Source organism: Mesorhizobium sp. M1E.F.Ca.ET.041.01.1.1, assembly GCF_003997355.1.
In the GTDB taxonomy this organism is placed as follows: domain Bacteria; phylum Pseudomonadota; class Alphaproteobacteria; order Rhizobiales; family Rhizobiaceae; genus Mesorhizobium.
On the sequence record NZ_RZSL01000068.1, the window covers coordinates 1 to 17,444 of the forward strand.

Genomic DNA, 17,444 nt, shown 5'->3' on the forward strand with positions numbered 1-17,444 from the left:
GATGAAGGACATGTATTCGGTGAGCAGCGTATGCAGCACCGCCTCGCCTGCCATCGGAACGCCGAACGCGACCGCGAGGGGAACAACCACCAGGGCGGCCCAGGCGGCGGCAATCTTGCCGTAGTGATGCTCCCAGACATGATGAAAGAGCAGCGGCCCGGTCGCGATCGACAAAAGCAGTCCGGCGAAGGGCAGTGCCCACCAGAGCGACATCGCGGCGCCGGGCAGCTCATGAGCCTCGGCGGCGAGCGCCTGTGCTGGAAACAGCACCGCAATGGCGAGCGCGGTTACGTATGAGAAAAGCCCCCTCATCCGGCCGCTGCGCGCCCTCCCTTCTCCCCTTGTGGGGTCCGAAGGACGGGGCGAGACCCGTGGCTCGCCCCCGGGCGGTGGATCGGCGCGCAGCGCCGAGACGGATGAGGGGTGCTCCAGCGGAGTGGGACGCCGGCGTTCCCTGGAACACCCCTCATCCGTCGCCTTCGGCGACACCTTCTCCCACAAGGGGAGAAGGGGGAGCCCGCATCCCGGCGCCGCAGACTGGTGACCTCCTCTCCCCAATGGGGAGAGGTCGGATTGCCCCGGATTGCCCTTCGCAATCCGGCTGGCAATCCGGGTGAGGGGGTCCTCATCCGGAGGCGATAATCCTGTCTTGGGACACGAGACCTTTGCGTCCACAGTCAGTCCGACAAATGATCTTCGAGCGTCACGCCGGCTTCGCGCATGCGTGCAATCATCGTGTCGACCGACCCGTTGAGATCGATGCCGCGGCAGGCGTCAAGCCGCACAGTCGTCTTGAAGCCTTGCTTCACCGCATCGAGCGCCGAGAAGGCGACGCAGAAATCGGTGGCGAGCCCGACCAGGGTGACGGTCTCGATGCCGCGTTCCTTCAGATAGCCGGCAAGGCCGGTGGGTGTCGTATGGTCATTCTCGAAGAAGGCCGAGTAAGAGTCGATCGCCGTGCGGAAACCCTTGCGGATCACCAGCTCCGCCTTGGTCCAGGCAAGCCCGGAATGGAAGTCCGAGCCGAGGCTGCCCTGGATGCAATGGTCCGGCCAGAGCGTCTGCGGTCCGTAAGGCATCTCGATCGTCTCGAAGGGCTGCTTGCCGGGATGGCTGGAGGCGAAGCTCGAATGGCCGGCCGGATGCCAGTCCTGCGTCAATACGACATGCTCCGTGTGGCGGATCAGATCGTTGACCAGCGGCACGATCTCGTCGCCGCCGGCCACCGCCAGCGCGCCGCCGGGGCAGAAGTCGTTCTGCAGGTCGATGACGATGAGCGCTTCTGCGGCCATGCGGCCTCCCTCTGTCTTGGCTTGGGCTCCAGTCGAAGTGCCACTGAGGCGACTGGACACGGAACCTTGACCAGTTGGCCGGCGGCGTCAACCTCTACAGCGCCGCGCGTCCCGTTGGACGCGCAAAGGACGCTGTAGCACTTTAGATTTTGCGCATGATCCCTTTTCCGAAAATCGGTCCGATCTTCGGGGTTATGCGCTGGAAGTATGACAAAGCCGTGCCGGCCGTTTCCTGCAGACTGTCCGGTGCTCCGCTTTGACAATTGCGGCGAAGTTGATATCATTTGCATACGAATGAATTTGCCCGAGCCTGATGCCCGGCAGGTTCCCTCGGAAAGGCCCCTTTCTAGGAAGGCAAGGCGTGATCCGTTACGCGAAACCCACCACGGTCGACGAGGCGCTCGCCTTGCTTGGCGAGGACCGCTGGCGCATCCTCGCCGGCGGCACGGATTTCTATCCGGCGCAGGGCGCAAAACCCTTCCGCGACAACATCCTCGACGTCAACGGGCTGGTCGAACTGCGGGGTATCGCCGAGGCGGAAGAACATTGGCGAATCGGCGCCCGCGCCACCTGGACCGACATCGTCCGTCACTCGTTGCCGGCCGCGTTTGATGGGCTGAAGGCGGCCGCACGCGAGGTTGGCTCGGTCCAGATCCAGAACGTCGCCACCGTTGCCGGCAATCTCTGCAACGCTTCGCCTGCCGCGGATGGCGTGCCGGCGCTGCTGGTGCTCGATGCCGATGTCGAGGTGCGGTCTGCCGAAGCAACCCGTCATCTGCCGCTGGGCGAGTTCATCCTCGGCAATCGCCGCACGGCGTCGCGGCCGGACGAGATGGTCACCGCCATTCGTGTGCCTAAGCGTTCGGCCGTCGGCACCTCGGCCTTCGTCAAGCTCGGCGCGCGGCGCTATCTCGTCATCTCGATCGCCATGGCGGCGGCTCGCCTGGTGGTTGACGATGGTGTGGTCGCCGACGCTGCAATCGCCGTCGGTGCCTGCTCCGCCGTCGCCCGTCGTCTTGCCGGCGTCGAGGCGGCTTTGCGCGGCCAGCCGGTCACCGCCGCGCTCTCGGATGCGGTGCTGTCCGCGCCGATCGAGGAACTGTCGCCGATAGCCGATGTGCGCGGCAGCGCCGAATATCGGCAGGATGCGGCGCGTGAGATCGTCGCGCGCGCGGTGCGCGCCGCCGTCGGCCTCGGCGAAAGCAGGGTGGCGGCATGAGCATGGAGCGCGCCGATATCGCCTTCGAGGTCAATGGCGCTGTCGTCAGCGTTTCGGTGCCGCCGGTGCGGCGGCTGTCGCAGGTCTTGCGCGACGAGTTGCGGCTGACCGGCACCAAGGTCGGTTGCGATGCCGGCGACTGCGGCGCCTGCACCGTTCTGGTCGACGGCAATCCGGTCTGCGCCTGCCTCGTGCCGGCGGCCTCCGTCTCCGGTGCTTCCGTGACCACGGTCGAGGGCCTCGCCAATGGCAGGCTGTCCGCCCTGCAGGCGTCCTTCCTCGAGCACGGTGCCGCGCAATGCGGCATCTGCACCCCGGGCCTGCTGGTGGCGGCCACCGCGCTGCTGGAGCGCAATCCCACCCCGAGCGAGGCCGAGACGCAGGATGCGCTGGGCGGCGTGCTCTGCCGCTGCACGGGGTATCGAAAGATCATCGCCGCAGTGATGGACGCCTCGCGCCACATGTATGGTGTCGACCATCGCCTGCCGGAGGTTGGCCGCGCCGTTGGCGCCTCGCCGATCCGCCTCGATGGCCTGCCGAAAGTTACCGGCGACGAAAAGTTCGGCGGCGACTCTTTTCCGGCCGATGCGCTGGCGGTGATCGTGGTCCGCTCGCCATATTATCATGCAAGCTTCAGCTTCGGCGATCTCAAGGCCTGGGCGGATTCCCATCAGGGCATCGCCAGCGTCTTCACCGCCGCCGACATTCCGGGCCACAATTGCTTCGGTGTCATCGGTCCCTTTGCCGACCAGCCGGCGCTCGCCGAAGGTTTCGCGCGGCTGCGCGGCGAGGCGGTGGCGCTGGTGGCGGGCGAGCGCGAAGCGATCCTCGATCTCGACCTCAACGATTTTCCGATCGCCTGGACGGAACTGCCGCATGTGCTGCAGCCCTGCGAGGCAAAGGCGAACGGCGCCAAGCTGATCCATCAGCACCGGCCGGCAAACGTTCTCACGTCAGGCTTTGTCGAGCGCGGCGATCCAGACGGCGCGCTTGCCGACGCGGCCGTCACCGTCTCCGGCGCCATCGACACCTCCTTCGTCGAGCACGCCTATATCGAGCCGGAAGCCGGCTATGCTTACATGGACGGCGACACGCTGGTCGTCGTCGCCTGCACCCAGGCGCCCTATATGGACCGCGACGACACGGCCAAGGTGCTTGGCCTTCCGGTCGCGAGAGTGCGCATCGTGCCGACCGCCACCGGCGGCGGCTTTGGCTCAAAACTCGATGTCTCGCTGCAGCCTCTCATCGGCCTGGTGGCGATGAAGACGGGCCGGCCGGCGGCACTCGTCTACACGCGCAACGAATCGATGATGTCGACCACCAAGCGCCATCCCGCCGAGATGAGGGCGACCGTCGGCGCGGATGCCGAAGGCCATGTCACCGGCATGGTTTTCGCCGGCGACTTCAACACCGGCGCCTATGCCAGCTGGGGGCCGACCGTCGCCAACCGTGTGCCGGTGCATGCCTCCGGCCCTTACGTCACGCCGAACTACCGCGCGACGGGCTACGCCATCCACACCAATGGCCCGGTCGCCGGCGCCTTCCGCGGCTTCGGCGTGCCGCAGGCCACCATCATGCAGGAAACGCTCTATGACGAACTCGCCGGCAAGCTCGGCATGGATCGGCTCGATTTCCGCTTGAAAAACTGCCTTCGGAACGGGTGCGAAACGGTCACGGGACAGCGCCTTGAGTCCGGCGTCGGCATCGGCGAATGCCTGGAAGCGCTTCATCCGCACTGGTCGCGTGCGCTCGCGGAGGTCGAAGCCTTCAACGCCGTCAATGGAGCAAGCAAACGCGGCGTCGGCGTCGCCTCCTGCTGGTATGGCTGCGGCAACACCTCGCTGCCCAACCCCTCGACCATCAAGGTCGGCATCTCGGCCGCCGGCGAGGTGATCCTGCACCAGGGCGCGGTCGATATCGGCCAGGGATCGAACACGGTCATAACCCAGATCTGCGCCGACGCGCTCGGCCTGGCGTTGGAGAAGTTCCGGCTGGAGAGCGCCGACACCGCCATCACGCCCGACGCCGGCAAGACTTCCGCCTCGCGCCAGACTTTCGTCACCGGCAAGGCGGCCGAGAAGGCGGGCCGCGCATTGCGCGAACAAATCCTGCGCTTCGCCAACGTCTCCGAGAAAGCGACGATCGCGCTCGATGGCGCGAGCATCTCGATCCGAGAGGGCGACGCGACGCGGCGCATCGATCTCACGGCGCTGAAACCCAATGCCGACGACCTGGTGTTCGTCGCGGAAGAGACCTACGACCCGCCGACGCTGCCGCTCGACGCCAAGGGCCAGGGCAAGCCCTACGCCGTCTACGGCTACGGCGCGCAGATTGTCGAACTGGAGGTCGATCTCAAACTCGGCACGGTGAAGCTGATCAAGATCACCGCCGCGCACGATGTCGGCAAGGCGATCAACCCTGTGCTGGTCGAAGGCCAGATCGAGGGCGGCATCGCGCAGGGCATCGGCATGGCGCTGATGGAGGAGTACATCCCCGGCCGCACCGAGAACCTGCACGACTATCTCATCCCGACCATCGGCGACGTGCCGCCGATCGAGCACATACTGGTGGAGGTTCCGGACCCGGAAGGACCCTTCGGTGCCAAGGGGTTGGGCGAGCATGTGCTGATCCCGACGGCGCCGGCGATCCTCAATGCCATCCGCCATGCCACAGGTGTCCTGGTCACTAAGGTGCCGGCGACGCCGAGCCGCATCCTGGCGGCCATCCGTGAAAAGGAGGCGCGCCGATGAGCGAGCTTGCCGAACGTTTCGAAACCCACGATCCCGGCGAGAAGCAGGTGGCGGAAAAAATCCGCTGCGATGCCTGCCCGGTGATGTGCTACATCGCCGACGGCCGCACCGGCGCCTGCGACCGCTACGGCAATGTCGGCGGCCGCATCGTGCGCATGGACCCGCTGACCATCCTCGACCATGCGGCCGAGACCGGCGGCGCGGTCGTGCCCTTTATCGCCGAGGGCGAAGCCTGGAACGGCGAGTTGGTCAACACCGGCCGCCGCTTCGTCACCGCTATCGGCGCCGGCACCACCTATCCGGACTATAAGCCGGCGCCCTTCATCGTCAGCCAGGAGGTCGAGGGCGTCGATCTCGTTACCGTCGTCACCGAAGGAATCTTCTCCTACTGCGGCGTCAAGGTGAAGATCGACACCGACCGCCATATCGGCGATGAGACGGCGACCGTGCGCTCCGAAGGCGAGGCGATCGGCCACGTCACCACTGGCGAATACGGCTCGCAGATGCTGTCGCTCGGCGGCGTCCATCACCTGACCGGCGGCTCGAAGGCCGAGGGACGCGCCACCTGCGATGCACTGCTCAACCTCTGCAACCGCAAGCCGGTGGAGCTCACCATCGATGGCGGCGCGACGGTCGTCGTCGAGGCCGGCAAACCGCCGGTCATCGACGGCAAGGTCGAGCACCGCATGCGCGTCGGATGCGGCTCGGCCACCATCGGCATGTTCGCCACGCAGTGGCGCGGCCTGGTCGACGAGGTGGTGGTGGTCGACGACCACATCACCGGCGTCGTCTCCGAACACCAGGCCGGCAAGGTGCTGGGCTGGGAGGATACCGGCATAAAAATCATCGGCCGGCGTTCGACGCCCGGCCGCTACTTCAAGGTATCGGAGCCCGGCCTCGGCTGGGGCGGCACCACGATCTCGGATCCGCTGTCGATCCTGGGCGATTGGAACCCCAAGAAAGGTGCTCGCCCCGGGCTGTCGCTCATGATGGTTTCGACCACCGGCGAGCAGTTCGCCTATTACGAACTCGACGACCAGCTCAAGCCGGTCGAAAAGCCATTCCCGGATCGGCTGCAGAAATCCGTCGGCCTGATCGAGGACAATTGTGAGCCGGCACTGTGCACCGTTCTCTTCATCGGCGGCGCCGGCGGCTCGCTGCGCGCCGGCGTTACCGAAAACCCGGTCAACCTCACCCGTTCGGTACAGGGCCTGAAAACCTATGTGACGGTCGGCGGCGCACCGGTCTATGTCTGGCCGGGTGGCGGTATCACGCTGATGGTCGACGTGACCCGCGTGCCGGAGGGCGCCTTCGGCTATGTACCGACGCCGGCGCTGGTCGCCCCGATCGAATTCACCATGCGCCGCGACGACTATGTCCGGCTGGGCGGCTATGAAAGCGAGATCCGCAGCGTCGAGGATATCCTCGCCAGGGGCGGCGAGTACCTCAATCCGCGCCGCGGCACTGGCGCGCGCGCCGGCAATCCCTGGCCGCCGCTGGCGCAATTGCGTCGCACCAAAGCCAACGGAGCCGGATGATGAACGGCCCGCAGGCGCATTGGCTCGCCGACGGCAGGCGGCTTCATCTCAATCACGGGCCGATCGATCTGATCGTCGAGGCCTTTGGCGATGCAGTTGAACGCCGCGCCGCTTACGCTCAGGCCGTCGCGCGCTTCCAGACGATCCTGACCGAGTTGGTGGAAGAACTTCCCGAATTGCGCCGTCCGGCCTCTTTGCGGGCGCGCGCTTTCGCCGGCCCGACGGCGCGGCGCATGGAGGCTGCGGCCACACCGCTGGCGGAAGAATTCATCACGCCGATGGCCGCCGTCGCCGGTTCGGTAGCCGACGAAATTCTGGCGGCAGTGCTTGTCGGACGAAAACTCGACCGCGCCTATGTCAACAATGGCGGCGACAGCTCTATCCATCTCGGCAAGGGCGAGACGATGACGCTGGCCATCGCCGGCACCGGGCATGGCCTCGCCGACCGCATCACCATCCGCGCCGAAGATGGCGTGCGCGGCATTGCCACCAGCGGCTGGCGCGGCCGTTCGTTTTCGCTGGGCATAGCCGACTCGGTCACAGTGCTCGCGCGGACCGGTGCCGAGGCGGACGCCGCGGCGACGCTGATCGCCAACGCCGTCGATCTGCCTGGACATCCGGCGATCCGTCGCGTGCCTGCGCGTGATCTGGCGCCCGACAGCGATCTCGGCGACCGGCTGGTGACGCAAGGCGTCGGCGCGCTTTCGCCTCGCGAAGTGGTCCGGGCGCTGGACAACGGCCTTGCGGTCGCCGAAGATTTTCGCCGGCGCGGCTTGATTGCCGCATCGGCGCTGTTTCTTGGCGGTCAGACCCGCGTCAGTGGTTCCGTGGCGCTGGCCGCGCCCAACAATCATAAGGTGAAGGAAACTGCCCATGCCTGACTTTCCGATCCGCAAGGTCGCGGTTCTGACCGAAGAGATTTTTCACGACGGCGGCCCTGTGGCGAAAGAACCGCGCCTGCGTGCCGCTGCTCTTGCCGTGGTCAAGAACCCCTTCGCTGGCCGCTATGTCGAGGACCTGCAAGGCGCGATGGAAGACCTGAAGCCGCTTGGGCTCCTGCTCTCCGACAGGCTGATCGCAGCACTTGGCGGCGATGTGAAGAAGATCGACGGCTACGGCAAGGGCGCCATTGTCGGCACGGCGGGCGAGCTCGAGCACGGCGCGCTGTGGCATGTGCCGGGCGGCTATGCCATGCGCGAACGGTTGGGCGACGCCAAGGCGATCGTCCCGTCGGCAAAGAAGGTCGGCGCCTTCGGCTCGCGGCTCGACGTGCCGCTCGGCCACATCAACGCCGCCTATGTGCGCAGCCATTTCGACGCCATGGAGGTCGGCGTCAGCGACGGGCCGCGTCCCGACGAGATCCTGTTCTGCCTCGCCATGTCGTGCGGCCCGCGTGTTCATGATCGCATGGGCGGCCTCGCAGCCGGGGACATCAAGGCATGGGACGGCTTGAGATGAGCGGCGAGGACAATCTGCTGCGGCTGGTAGAGGCCGAAGAGCCGGACGAAAACAATTACCATCTGCAGGATCAGGTCGGCTTCATCCTGCGCAAGGCGCATCAGCGCCATGTCTCGATCTTCGCCGCCCACATCGCCGATCTGACGCCACCGCAATTCGCGGCTTTGGCCAAGCTCTACGACATCGGCGAGACCTCGCAGAACCAGCTCGGCACGCTGATCGCCATGGATGCCGCGACGGTGAAGGGTGTCATCGACCGGCTGAAGGCGCGTGGTCTCGTCGAGCTTTCCAAGCACGAGGTCGACAAGCGGCGGCTGCTGGTCAATCTGACGCCGGAAGGCCGCGAGGCGATCGAGCGGCTGATCCCGCTCGCCCGCACCATCACCGAGGAAACGCTGACGCCGCTGACGACAAAGGAAGCCGCGACCTTCCTGCGGCTGCTGGCGAAGCTGGCCTGATCATTCAGCCGGGACGGACCCGAACATCTCCCTGGCCTGCTCCGGCGTATAATAGCCAAGCCGGACATCCTCGGCGATCAGCTTCGGGTCGCGCTCGCTGGGATCGCCATAGCCGCCGCCACCGGGCGTGCCGACGCGCACGCGGTCGCCGGCCTTGAGCGCTATGTCCTGTTCCTTGGAAAGATGCGGCGGCACATGCGCTTCGCCGCCCCTGAACACGGTTACGCTGTTCGGCGCCCCGTCCCTGCCGCCGAGCGCGCCCTGCGGTCCGAAGCGGCCGTGATCCATGACGAAGGACGCGCGGGCTTCACCGCGCAATATCTCCACCTCATAGGCCAGTCCGAAGCCGCCGCGATGCTTTCCGGCGCCGCCCGAGCCTTCGCGCAGTGCGTAATGCCGGTAGAGCACCGGAAAGGCCTGCTCCATGATCTCGACAGGCGGCGACTTCGAAATGCCGATGGTCGAGCAGCCATTGCTCAACCCGTCATGGCCGGCATTGCCGCCATAGCCGCCGCCCGAGATCTGGTACATGACATAGTCGCGCCCGCGCGCCGGATCGTTGCCGCCGAGCGCGAAATTGCCGCTGGAGCCGGCCGGCGCCGCCGTCACCTTCTCCGGCAGCGCCTGTACCATCGCCGCGAACACCGCTTCGGCGATGCGCTGCGAAACCTCCGCCGCGCAGCCCGACACGGGGCGCGGATATTTCGCGTCGAGGAAGGTGCCTTCCGGGCGCTTGACGTTCAGCGGCTCGAAGGCGCCGGCGCTGATCGGCACTTCCGGGAAGATATGGCGCATGGCGAGATAGACGGACGACAAGGTCGTCGCCAGCACGCTGTTCATCGGCCCGGCGCAAGGTTTCGACGAGCCGGCAAAATCGAAGGTGAGCGTGTCGCCCTTCTTCTCGACGGCCAGATTGATGGTCAGCGGCTCGTTCACCACCCCGTCGGAATCGACGAAGGCCTGCGAGCGGTAGACGCCGTCCGGTATAACGGCGATTGAGGCGCGCATCTGGTCGGCGGCGCGGCGGCGCAACTCAGCAATAGCCTCGACGACAGTTTCGTCACCGTAACGATCGAGGATTTCATTGAGTCTGTCCTGTCCGATCAAAAGCGCCGCCGCTTGCGCGCGGATGTCGCCGATGCGCTGGTCGGCGACACGGATGTTCGAGCAGATGATGGCGTAGATCTCCGGATCGAGCACGCCCTTCTTGAACAGTTTCACCGGCGGCAAACGCAAGCCCTCCTGTTCGACGGCGGTGGCCGAGGCCGAGAAACCGCCCGGCACCGAGCCGCCGATATCAGGCCAATGGCCGGTGTTGGATAGCCAGCAGAAGATTTTTCCACCGCGATAGACCGGCATGACGAAACGCACATCCATCAGATGCGTGCCGCCGAGATAGGGGTCGTTGACGATGTAGATGTCCCCGGGTTCCGGCGCCAGGCAGCTTCCGTCGGCGATCATCTCGATCACCGTTTTGGTCGAATACTGCATGACGCCGACAAACACCGGCAGGCCCTGGCTGCCCTGCGCAATCAGTGAGCCGTCGACGGCCGAATAGATGCCGTCCGAGCGGTCATTGGCTTCGGCGATGACCGGCGAGAAGGCCGCGCGGGAAAACGTCAAATCCATCTCGTCGCAGACCTGCTGCAGGGCCGCCTGCAGCACCGAAAGCGTGATCGTGTCGAGCATTGCCCCTTCGAACGCTGGCATATCAGGCCTCGCCGATGTCGATGATGATGTTGCCGTCCGCGTCCGAGCGCGCATGGTCGCCGGGCTCCAGCACTGTGGTGGCGTCCATCTGCTCCAGGATCGCCGGCCCCTCGATTGTTGCATCGAGCGGCAGTTTTTCGCGGGCATAGACCGGCGTGTCGTGCCAGGTGCCGTGATACCAGACCGGCCGGACCTCGCGCCGCGCTTCGTCAAGCGTTGCCGCGCGGCCCGCCGGGTCGATCAGCCGCGACAGGTCGATCTGCGGCCGCACGCCGGTCACCGAGGTGTTGAGGTTGACGAGGTTGGCGCGGATTTCCGGCAATTCCACCTTGAAACGGGCGAAATAGGCCTTTTCGAACAGCTGCTGCAGTGTCGCCCGCGTCACCGATGACGACGGCAGCGGCACGTTGATGATGTGCGTCTGGCCGACGAACTGCATGTCGGCGGAATGGGTGACGCGGATCGCGTCGGGCTTTACGGCTTCCTTGGCGATCAGCGCCTCGCCTTCGTTACGGTGCCGTTCCAACAACTCGCGAAGCGCAGCTTCGTCGAGCCCACCGACCGGCTGGTTGATCGTGTTGACGAAGTCGTGCCGCATATCCGCGACGACGCAGCCGAGCGCGTTGGTGATGCCCGGACGCGCCGGCACCAGCACGCGGGGCAGGCCGAGCTCGCGGGCAAGCGCCGTCGCATGCAGAGGCCCGGCGCCGCCAAAGGCGAACAGCGCGAAATCGCGCGGGTCGTGGCCGCGCGACACCGACACCATGCGGATGGCGCCCGCCATCTTCATGTTGCCGAGCCGCAGCACGGCGCCGGCCGCCTCGACGCCGGAGAGGCCGGTGTGCTTGCCGATCCTGTCTTCGAATATGCCGGTGACGCGCTCAACCGTGACCGGATTGTCGACCGCCAGCAGCTTCTTCGGCGCCAGCCGCCCGAGCACCAGATTGGCGTCGGTGATGGTGGGTTCCGTGCCGCCGCGCCCGTAGCAGATCGGGCCGGGATTGGCGCCGGCGCTTTCGGGGCCGATCTGGATCAGTCCGGCCGCATCGACGCGCGCGATCGAGCCGCCCCCGGCGCCGACGGTGTGCACCGCCACCATCGGCACATGGATCGGCATCGCATATTCGATCTCGATCTCGTTCGACACGGCGGGCTCGGCGTTGCGGATCAGCGCTACGTCGGTCGAGGTGCCGCCCATGTCGTAGGTGACGAGGTTGCCGAAGCCGGCGCGCTTGCCGGTGTAGGCGGCGGCGATCACGCCGGACGCCGGTCCCGACATGACGGTCTTGGCCGATTCCTGCGTGACGAAGCGGGCCGAAATCATGCCGCCATTGCCGTTCATGATCAGGAAGTCGCGGGCATAACCCTGGGTAGCCAGCTCCTTGCGCAGCCGCTCGACATAGCGCTCGAGGATCGGCTGCACCGAGGCGTTGACCGCCGCCGTCACGCCGCGCTCGAACTCGCGCGCTTCCGAAAGCAGCGCATGGCCGGTGGTGATGTGGCCGTTCGGCCAGAGCCCTGCCGCGATCTCCGCCGCGCGCCGCTCATGCGAAGGGTTGGCGTAGGAATGCAGGAAATGGATGACGAGCGACTCGCAGCCGGCATCCAGCAATTGCTTGACGGCGGTGCGCATTTCCGCCTCGTCGAGCGGCATGCGCACGGCGCCGGAGGCCTCGACCCGCTCCGAAACTTCGAGCCGCAGATCGCGCGGAATGACCGGCACGAAGGTGCCCGTCATGCCATAGGCTTGCGGCCTTGTGCGCCGGCCGAGCTCGATCACATCGCGAAAGCCGCGCGTGGTGATCATGCCGGTCCTTGCCAGCCGGCGCTCCAGCACGGCATTGGTGGTGGTCGTCGTGCCGTGCACGATGAGGTCGATGCCGTCGACCGGGAAGCCGGTCGCGGCAAGTGCGGCGACCACGCCGAAGGCCTGGTTTTCCACCGTGGTCGGCGTCTTGGCGATATGCACCTTGCCGCCCGCCTTGCCGTCGATCAGCAGCAGGTCGGTGAAGGTTCCGCCGACATCGATGCCTGCGACAACATTTCCCGCCGACGCCGAAAATTTCTCATCCATTGCCGAAACCCGAAATGCTAAGACTACAGACATGTCCCAGTTTGGAAAGGTGTTTTACGCCCTGATCTTGACCTCAAGATCGTTTGTATACTAATAACTTTCCAACACAAGGGCCTGCTGTTGGCAGTGTGTGAGAATCGCGTTGGAACCCGACCGTTCGGACGCGAAGGGATAAAGTTTGGCGCCTGCGCCCCGCGTCCGCGCCGGAAAGTTGGGTTTGATGAACACGACATCCGCGGTCAACATCGCCGGCGCCAGGCCGCTTCAGTTCCCGATCCCGGCCAATGTTTATGCCGAGACGGTGGTTTCGGTGAAGCACTACACCGACCGCCTGTTCTCGTTCCGCATCACCCGGCCGCAGTCGCTGCGCTTCCGCTCCGGCGAGTTCGTCATGATCGGCCTGCCCAATGCCGAGAAGCCGATCTTCCGCGCCTATTCCGTCGCCAGCCCCGCCTGGGACGACGAGCTCGAATTCTTCTCGATCAAGGTGCCGGACGGTCCGCTGACCTCCGAGCTGCAGAAGATTGAGGTTGGCGACACCGTCATCATGCGCCAGAAGGCGACCGGCACGCTGGTGCTCGACGCGCTGACGCCTGCAAAGCGGCTGTTCATGATCTCGACCGGAACCGGCATCGCGCCCTTCGCCAGCCTGCTGCGCGACCCCGACACCTATGAGAAGTTCGACCACGTCTTCCTCACCCACACCTGCCGCGACAAGGCCGAGCTTCTCTATGGCCAGGAATTGGTCACGGCACTTGAGACCGATCCGCTGATCGGCGAGCTGACCGGCGGCCGCGTCACGCTCTACAACTCGACGACGCGCGAGGAGTCGCCTCGCATGGGCCGCATCACCGCGCTGATCGGCTCGGGCAAATTCTATTCCGACCTCGGCATCGACAAGCTCAATCCCGAGACCGACCGCATCATGATCTGCGGCTCGATGCACATGCTGAAGGACGTCAAGGAGCTCGCCGAAAGCCTCGGCTTCCAGGAAGGTTCCTTGAGCCATCCGGCGAGCTTCGTCGTCGAGCGCGCCTTCGTCGGCTGAGGCGCGTCGCAGTCCGCCAACATGTTGTTTTGACCGTATGGTCAAAAATCTGCTGCTTCGGTGGCCTTTTTCCGTTATGACCCACTGAAGGACTCGTGAAGCATCGCTTCACGGGCTATCTTCGGCTGAGGTCGCTGAGAAAGGGCAGGAGATGAGCAGCACGATCCGCGAGGCGGGCGCAGGCGCAGGCGCGTCCAAGGTCATGCCGCTGCCGGCGCGCGCCGCCGCCAACACGCCGGTGCCGCTGGAGCACGGCATTGCGCGCAACCCCGGCATGAAGCTCGATCTCGGCTTTCTGGAATCGGTGCGCAGCGTCAACCGCTCGGCGCTGGAGCGCCGCGTCGCCACGCTCACCAAGCGGCGCTCGATCAAGGCCGACAACCAGGCCGCCTGGCTGCTCCGCGCCATTGCCTGCATGGACCTCACCACGCTGAATTCCAACGACACCGACGAGCGCGTGCGCCGGCTCTGCGCCAAGGCGATCAACCCGCTGCGCAAGGATATCGTCGATGGCCTCGGCATCGCCGGCGAAACCATCCGGCCGGCGGCGGTCTGCGTCTATCATCCGTTCGTCGCCACCGCGGTCGAGGCGCTGCGCGGCACCGGCGTCCGTGTCGCAGCCGTTTCGACCGCCTTCCCGCACGGGCTTGCGCCGCTGTCGACCCGCCTGCAGGAGATCGAGGCCTCGGTGCGCGACGGCGCCGACGAGATCGACGTCGTCATTCCGCGCGGCCTGGTCTACGGCGCCAAGTGGCGCGAGCTGTTCAACGAGATCGTCGCCATGCGCGCCGCCTGCGGCGAGGCTCATCTCAAGGTCATCCTCGGCACCGGCGACCTTTCCACGCTGCGTAATGTGATGCTGGCCTCGATGGTGGCGATGATGGCGGGCGCCGACTTCATCAAGACCTCGACCGGCAAGGAAAGCGTCAACGCCACGCTTCCCGTCGGGCTTGCCATGGTACGCGCCATCCGCGCCTATTTCGAGGAAACAGGCTATCTCATCGGCTTCAAGCCGGCCGGCGGCATTTCGACGGCCAAGGTCTCTCTCGACTGGCTGGTGCTGATGAAGGAAGAGCTCGGCCGGCCCTGGCTCGAGCCGACCTTGTTCCGCTTCGGCGCCTCCAGCCTGCTCACCGACATCGAACGCCAGCTCGAGCATCACTTGACCGGCCACTATTCGGCCAACCATCGCCACGCAATGGCGTAGCACCCACCCTCCCCCTTGTGGGGAGGGTCGCCGCGAAGCGGCGGGGTGGGGGTCGAAAAAGCAAACCAACTTGTCAAATGCACCAGTCCGCTAGCCATTTACCCCCACCCCGATCGGCTCTGCCGATCGACCCTCCCCACAAGGGAGAGGGCAAAGGAGGCGCCCCATGAACATCCTCGAACGCTATCACGCCATGGATTACGGCCCGGCGCCGGAAGCCCGCAACGAGGCCGATGCCTGGCTGGCCTCGCGCGATTTCGCAAAAGCGCTGTTCATCGACGGCGCCTGGAAGGCGGCGGCGAGCGGCAAGACCTTCGACACCAGCGAGCCGTCCTCCGGCAAGCTGCTCGCCAAGGTCTCGGATGCGGGCGCCGCCGACATCGATGCGGCGGTCGCGGCGGCCGCGAAGGCGCTGCCGAAGTGGAGCGCCAGCTCTGGTTACGCCAGAGCCAAGGTGCTCTACGCCATCGGCCGCGCCATGCAGCGCCACCAGCGCCTGTTCGCGGTGCTGGAATCGATCGACAACGGCAAGCCGATCCGCGAGAGCCGCGACATCGACGTGCCGCTGGCGATCCGCCATTTCATCCATCATGCCGGCTGGGCGCAGACGCTCGAAAAGGATTTTTCCGACCACAAACCGGTCGGCGTCGTCGGCCAGGTCATTCCGTGGAATTTTCCGCTGCTGATGCTCGCCTGGAAGATCGCGCCGGCTTTGGCCGCCGGCTGCACCGTGGTGCTGAAGCCGGCCGAATTCACGCCGCTCACCGCCATCCTGTTTGCCGAGATCTGCGAGCGGGCAGGGGTGCCGAAGGGCGTCGTCAACATCGTCCAGGGCGGACCCGAGGCGGGTGCTGCCATCGTCAACCATCCCGGCATCCAGAAGATCGCCTTCACCGGCTCTTCGGAAGTCGGCAAGATCATCAGGAAGGCCACCGCCGGCTCGGGCAAGAAACTGTCGCTGGAGCTTGGCGGCAAGTCGGCCTTCATCGTCTTCGAGGATGCCGACCTCGACAGCGCCGTCGAAGGTCTGGTCGACGGCATCTGGTTCAACCAGGGGCAGGTCTGCTGTGCCGGCTCGCGCCTGCTGGTCCAGGAAGGCATCGCCGAGGCCTTCGTCGCCAAGGTCAAGGTCAGGATGAGCCGGCTGCGGGTCGGCAGCCCGCTCGACAAGAACACCGATATCGGACCGCTCGTCGACCGCACGCAGCTCGATCGCGTCAAGGGCCTGATCGCCGAGGGCGCCAAGCAAGGCGCCGTCTGCTGGCAGCCGGACGCCGCGTTGCCATCCACAGGTCACTATCATCTGCCGACGCTCGCGACGTCTGTTTCGCCGGCTAATATTCTGGTGCAGGAAGAGGTCTTCGGGCCGGTGCTGGCGACGATGAGCTTCCGCAATACCGAGGAAGCGATCGAGCTTGCCAACAACACGCGCTACGGCCTTGCCGCCTCGGTGTGGAGCGAGAATGTCAACCTTGCCCTGCATGTCGCGCCGCAACTGAAGGCCGGCGTGGTCTGGGTCAACGGCACCAATATGTTCGACGCCGCCTGCGGCTTCGGCGGCTATCGCGAAAGCGGCTTCGGCCGCGAAGGCGGCCGCGAAGGCATGTTCGAATATCTTTCGGCAAAACTGCCTGCCGGCCCGGCCATCAAGCCGGCTGCAGCCGGCTCGGCCCAGCCCGTCGAGCAGGCCGACGGCACGGCAATCGACCGCACGGCGAAGCTGTTCATCGGTGGCAAGCAGGTGCGGCCGGATGGGAATTATTCGCTGGCTGTCGCGACCGCCAAGGGCAAGCTTGCCGGCGAAGTCGGCCTCGGCAACCGCAAGGACATCCGCGACGCCGTCGCCGCGGCGCGCGCCTGCAAGGCCTGGCCGGAAGCGACGGCCTACAATCGCAGCCAGGTGCTATACTATTTCGCGGAAAACCTGTCCGGCCGCGCCGACGAGTTCGCTGCCCGTCTTGTCCAGCTCACCGGCGTTGCCGCCAAAGCGGCCCGTGAAGAGGTCGAGCAGTCGATCGAGCGGCTGTTCCTCTATGCCGGCCTTACCGACAAGTTCGAGGGCCGCGTCCACCAGCCGCCGGCCCGCGCGGTCACGCTGGCGCTGCATGAGCCGGTGGGTGTCGTCAGCATCGTCGCGCCGGACAACCAGCCGTTGCTCGGCCTCGTCTCGCTGGTGGCGCCGGCGCTCGCCATGGGCAACACGGTGGTGGCCGTTCCGTCCGAGCGCTACCCGCTTTTAGCCACCGATCTCTACCAGGTGATCGAATATTCCGACATCCCGGCCGGCGCCATCAACATCGTCACCGGCCGCAGCGCCGAACTTTGCGGCGTGCTGGCCAAGCATGATGACGTCGACGGGCTCTGGATATTCGCCGACGCCGACACCTGCGCCAAGGCGGAGGCCGATTCCATCGGCAACCTCAAACGCGTCTGGACCGGCAATGGCCGCACTCTCGATTGGGCGTCAAACGAAGCCGCCGGCGAGGCCTTCCTGCGCCGCGCCATCGAGGTCAAGAATGTCTGGGTGCCCTACGGCGACTGAGGCATCTCGCCTTTGCGCTCCAGCGCCGTTGCGGCGACGAGGTTCGGTGCGCGGCTCCGTTCTTGGCCGCCGCCGCGAAGCTGATTGCGTCCGGACTTGACGCTTGTGCGTGTGTTCTTTAACGAGAAAAAACATCTTTATCTGTGAA

13 protein-coding genes are annotated in these 17,444 nt (G+C 65.9%); 9 read left to right on the top strand and 4 right to left on the bottom strand.

Annotation, left to right across the window (positions count from 1 at the left end):
* A partial coding sequence (locus tag EOA38_RS08615; protein WP_189434554.1) for a sodium:proton antiporter occupies positions 1-312 on the bottom strand: 312 nt, incomplete at its 3' end.
* Positions 313-677: 365 nt separating this feature from the next.
* The gene (pncA, locus tag EOA38_RS08620; RefSeq protein ID WP_126090704.1) at positions 678-1,292 is read right to left on the bottom strand and encodes a bifunctional nicotinamidase/pyrazinamidase; all 615 of its coding nucleotides are present in this window, start codon (positions 1,290-1,292) and stop codon (positions 678-680) included.
* 361 nt (positions 1,293-1,653) lie between these two features.
* On the opposite strand from pncA, the gene EOA38_RS08625 reads away from it, so the two are divergent.
* The 6 genes from EOA38_RS08625 to EOA38_RS08650 are packed head-to-tail and all read left to right on the top strand — an operon-like array spanning position 1,654 to position 8,715.
* Positions 1,654-2,511: a xanthine dehydrogenase family protein subunit M gene (locus EOA38_RS08625; RefSeq protein WP_127298958.1), complete on the top strand. Its 858-nt coding sequence runs from the start codon at positions 1,654-1,656 to the stop codon at positions 2,509-2,511.
* Entirely contained in the window at positions 2,508-5,261 is a 2,754-nt protein-coding gene (locus tag EOA38_RS08630) for a molybdopterin-dependent oxidoreductase (RefSeq protein ID WP_127298959.1), read from the top strand. Before EOA38_RS08625 ends, EOA38_RS08630 begins: the two co-directional genes overlap by 4 nt.
* Positions 5,258-6,799, top strand: a complete 1,542-nt coding sequence (locus EOA38_RS08635; protein ID WP_127298960.1) for a 6-hydroxynicotinate reductase — start codon at positions 5,258-5,260, stop codon at positions 6,797-6,799. The genes EOA38_RS08630 and EOA38_RS08635 overlap by 4 nt, the downstream gene beginning before the upstream one ends.
* Positions 6,799-7,680: a UPF0280 family protein gene (locus EOA38_RS08640; RefSeq protein WP_127298961.1), complete on the top strand. Its 882-nt coding sequence runs from the start codon at positions 6,799-6,801 to the stop codon at positions 7,678-7,680. Before EOA38_RS08635 ends, EOA38_RS08640 begins: the two co-directional genes overlap by 1 nt.
* Complete coding sequence (locus EOA38_RS08645; RefSeq protein ID WP_126090699.1) at positions 7,673-8,257, top strand: amino acid synthesis family protein; 585 nt, start codon at positions 7,673-7,675, stop codon at positions 8,255-8,257. The genes EOA38_RS08640 and EOA38_RS08645 overlap by 8 nt, the downstream gene beginning before the upstream one ends.
* The gene (locus tag EOA38_RS08650) at positions 8,254-8,715 is read left to right on the top strand and encodes a MarR family transcriptional regulator (RefSeq protein ID WP_127298966.1); all 462 of its coding nucleotides are present in this window, start codon (positions 8,254-8,256) and stop codon (positions 8,713-8,715) included. Before EOA38_RS08645 ends, EOA38_RS08650 begins: the two co-directional genes overlap by 4 nt.
* Here the strand turns inward: EOA38_RS08650 and EOA38_RS08655 are convergent, their stop codons facing one another.
* Both EOA38_RS08655 and EOA38_RS08660 read right to left on the bottom strand, forming a co-directional pair.
* Positions 8,716-10,425 carry a hydantoinase B/oxoprolinase family protein gene (locus EOA38_RS08655; protein WP_189434556.1) on the bottom strand — a complete coding sequence of 570 codons (1,710 nt, stop codon included), beginning with the start codon at positions 10,423-10,425 and terminating at the stop codon, positions 8,716-8,718.
* 1 nt (position 10,426) lies between these two features.
* A complete protein-coding gene (locus EOA38_RS08660) occupies positions 10,427-12,499 on the bottom strand; it encodes a hydantoinase/oxoprolinase family protein (protein ID WP_127298962.1) in 2,073 nt (690 codons plus the stop codon).
* Between the two features lie 220 nt (positions 12,500-12,719).
* Between EOA38_RS08660 and EOA38_RS08665 the strand changes: the two genes are divergently transcribed.
* The 3 genes from EOA38_RS08665 (at position 12,720) to EOA38_RS08675 (ending at position 17,296) form a co-directional block, all read left to right on the top strand.
* Positions 12,720-13,547, top strand: coding sequence for a ferredoxin--NADP reductase (locus EOA38_RS08665; RefSeq protein WP_127298963.1), 828 nt, complete (start codon positions 12,720-12,722; stop codon positions 13,545-13,547).
* Positions 13,548-13,698: 151 nt separating this feature from the next.
* Positions 13,699-14,754, top strand: a complete 1,056-nt coding sequence (deoC, locus tag EOA38_RS08670) for a deoxyribose-phosphate aldolase (RefSeq protein WP_127298964.1) — start codon at positions 13,699-13,701, stop codon at positions 14,752-14,754.
* 166 nt (positions 14,755-14,920) lie between these two features.
* Entirely contained in the window at positions 14,921-17,296 is a 2,376-nt protein-coding gene (locus tag EOA38_RS08675; RefSeq protein ID WP_127298965.1) for an aldehyde dehydrogenase family protein, read from the top strand.
* Positions 17,297-17,444 lie beyond the last annotated feature (148 nt).

Bases quoted from the DNA above. Each gene is read 5' to 3' on its own strand.
- pncA (WP_126090704.1), bottom strand. From the start codon at position 1,292: ATGGCCGCAGAAGCGCTCATCGTCATCGACCTGCAGAACGACTTCTGC.
- EOA38_RS08630 (WP_127298959.1), top strand. From the start codon at position 2,508: ATGAGCATGGAGCGCGCCGATATCGCCTTCGAGGTCAATGGCGCTGTC.
- EOA38_RS08635 (WP_127298960.1), top strand. From the start codon at position 5,258: ATGAGCGAGCTTGCCGAACGTTTCGAAACCCACGATCCCGGCGAGAAG.
- EOA38_RS08640 (WP_127298961.1), top strand. From the start codon at position 6,799: ATGAACGGCCCGCAGGCGCATTGGCTCGCCGACGGCAGGCGGCTTCAT.
- EOA38_RS08645 (WP_126090699.1), top strand. From the start codon at position 7,673: ATGCCTGACTTTCCGATCCGCAAGGTCGCGGTTCTGACCGAAGAGATT.
- EOA38_RS08650 (WP_127298966.1), top strand. From the start codon at position 8,254: ATGAGCGGCGAGGACAATCTGCTGCGGCTGGTAGAGGCCGAAGAGCCG.
- EOA38_RS08655 (WP_189434556.1), bottom strand. From the start codon at position 10,425: ATGCCAGCGTTCGAAGGGGCAATGCTCGACACGATCACGCTTTCGGTG.
- EOA38_RS08660 (WP_127298962.1), bottom strand. From the start codon at position 12,499: ATGGATGAGAAATTTTCGGCGTCGGCGGGAAATGTTGTCGCAGGCATC.
- EOA38_RS08665 (WP_127298963.1), top strand. From the start codon at position 12,720: ATGAACACGACATCCGCGGTCAACATCGCCGGCGCCAGGCCGCTTCAG.
- deoC (WP_127298964.1), top strand. From the start codon at position 13,699: ATGAGCAGCACGATCCGCGAGGCGGGCGCAGGCGCAGGCGCGTCCAAG.
- EOA38_RS08675 (WP_127298965.1), top strand. From the start codon at position 14,921: ATGAACATCCTCGAACGCTATCACGCCATGGATTACGGCCCGGCGCCG.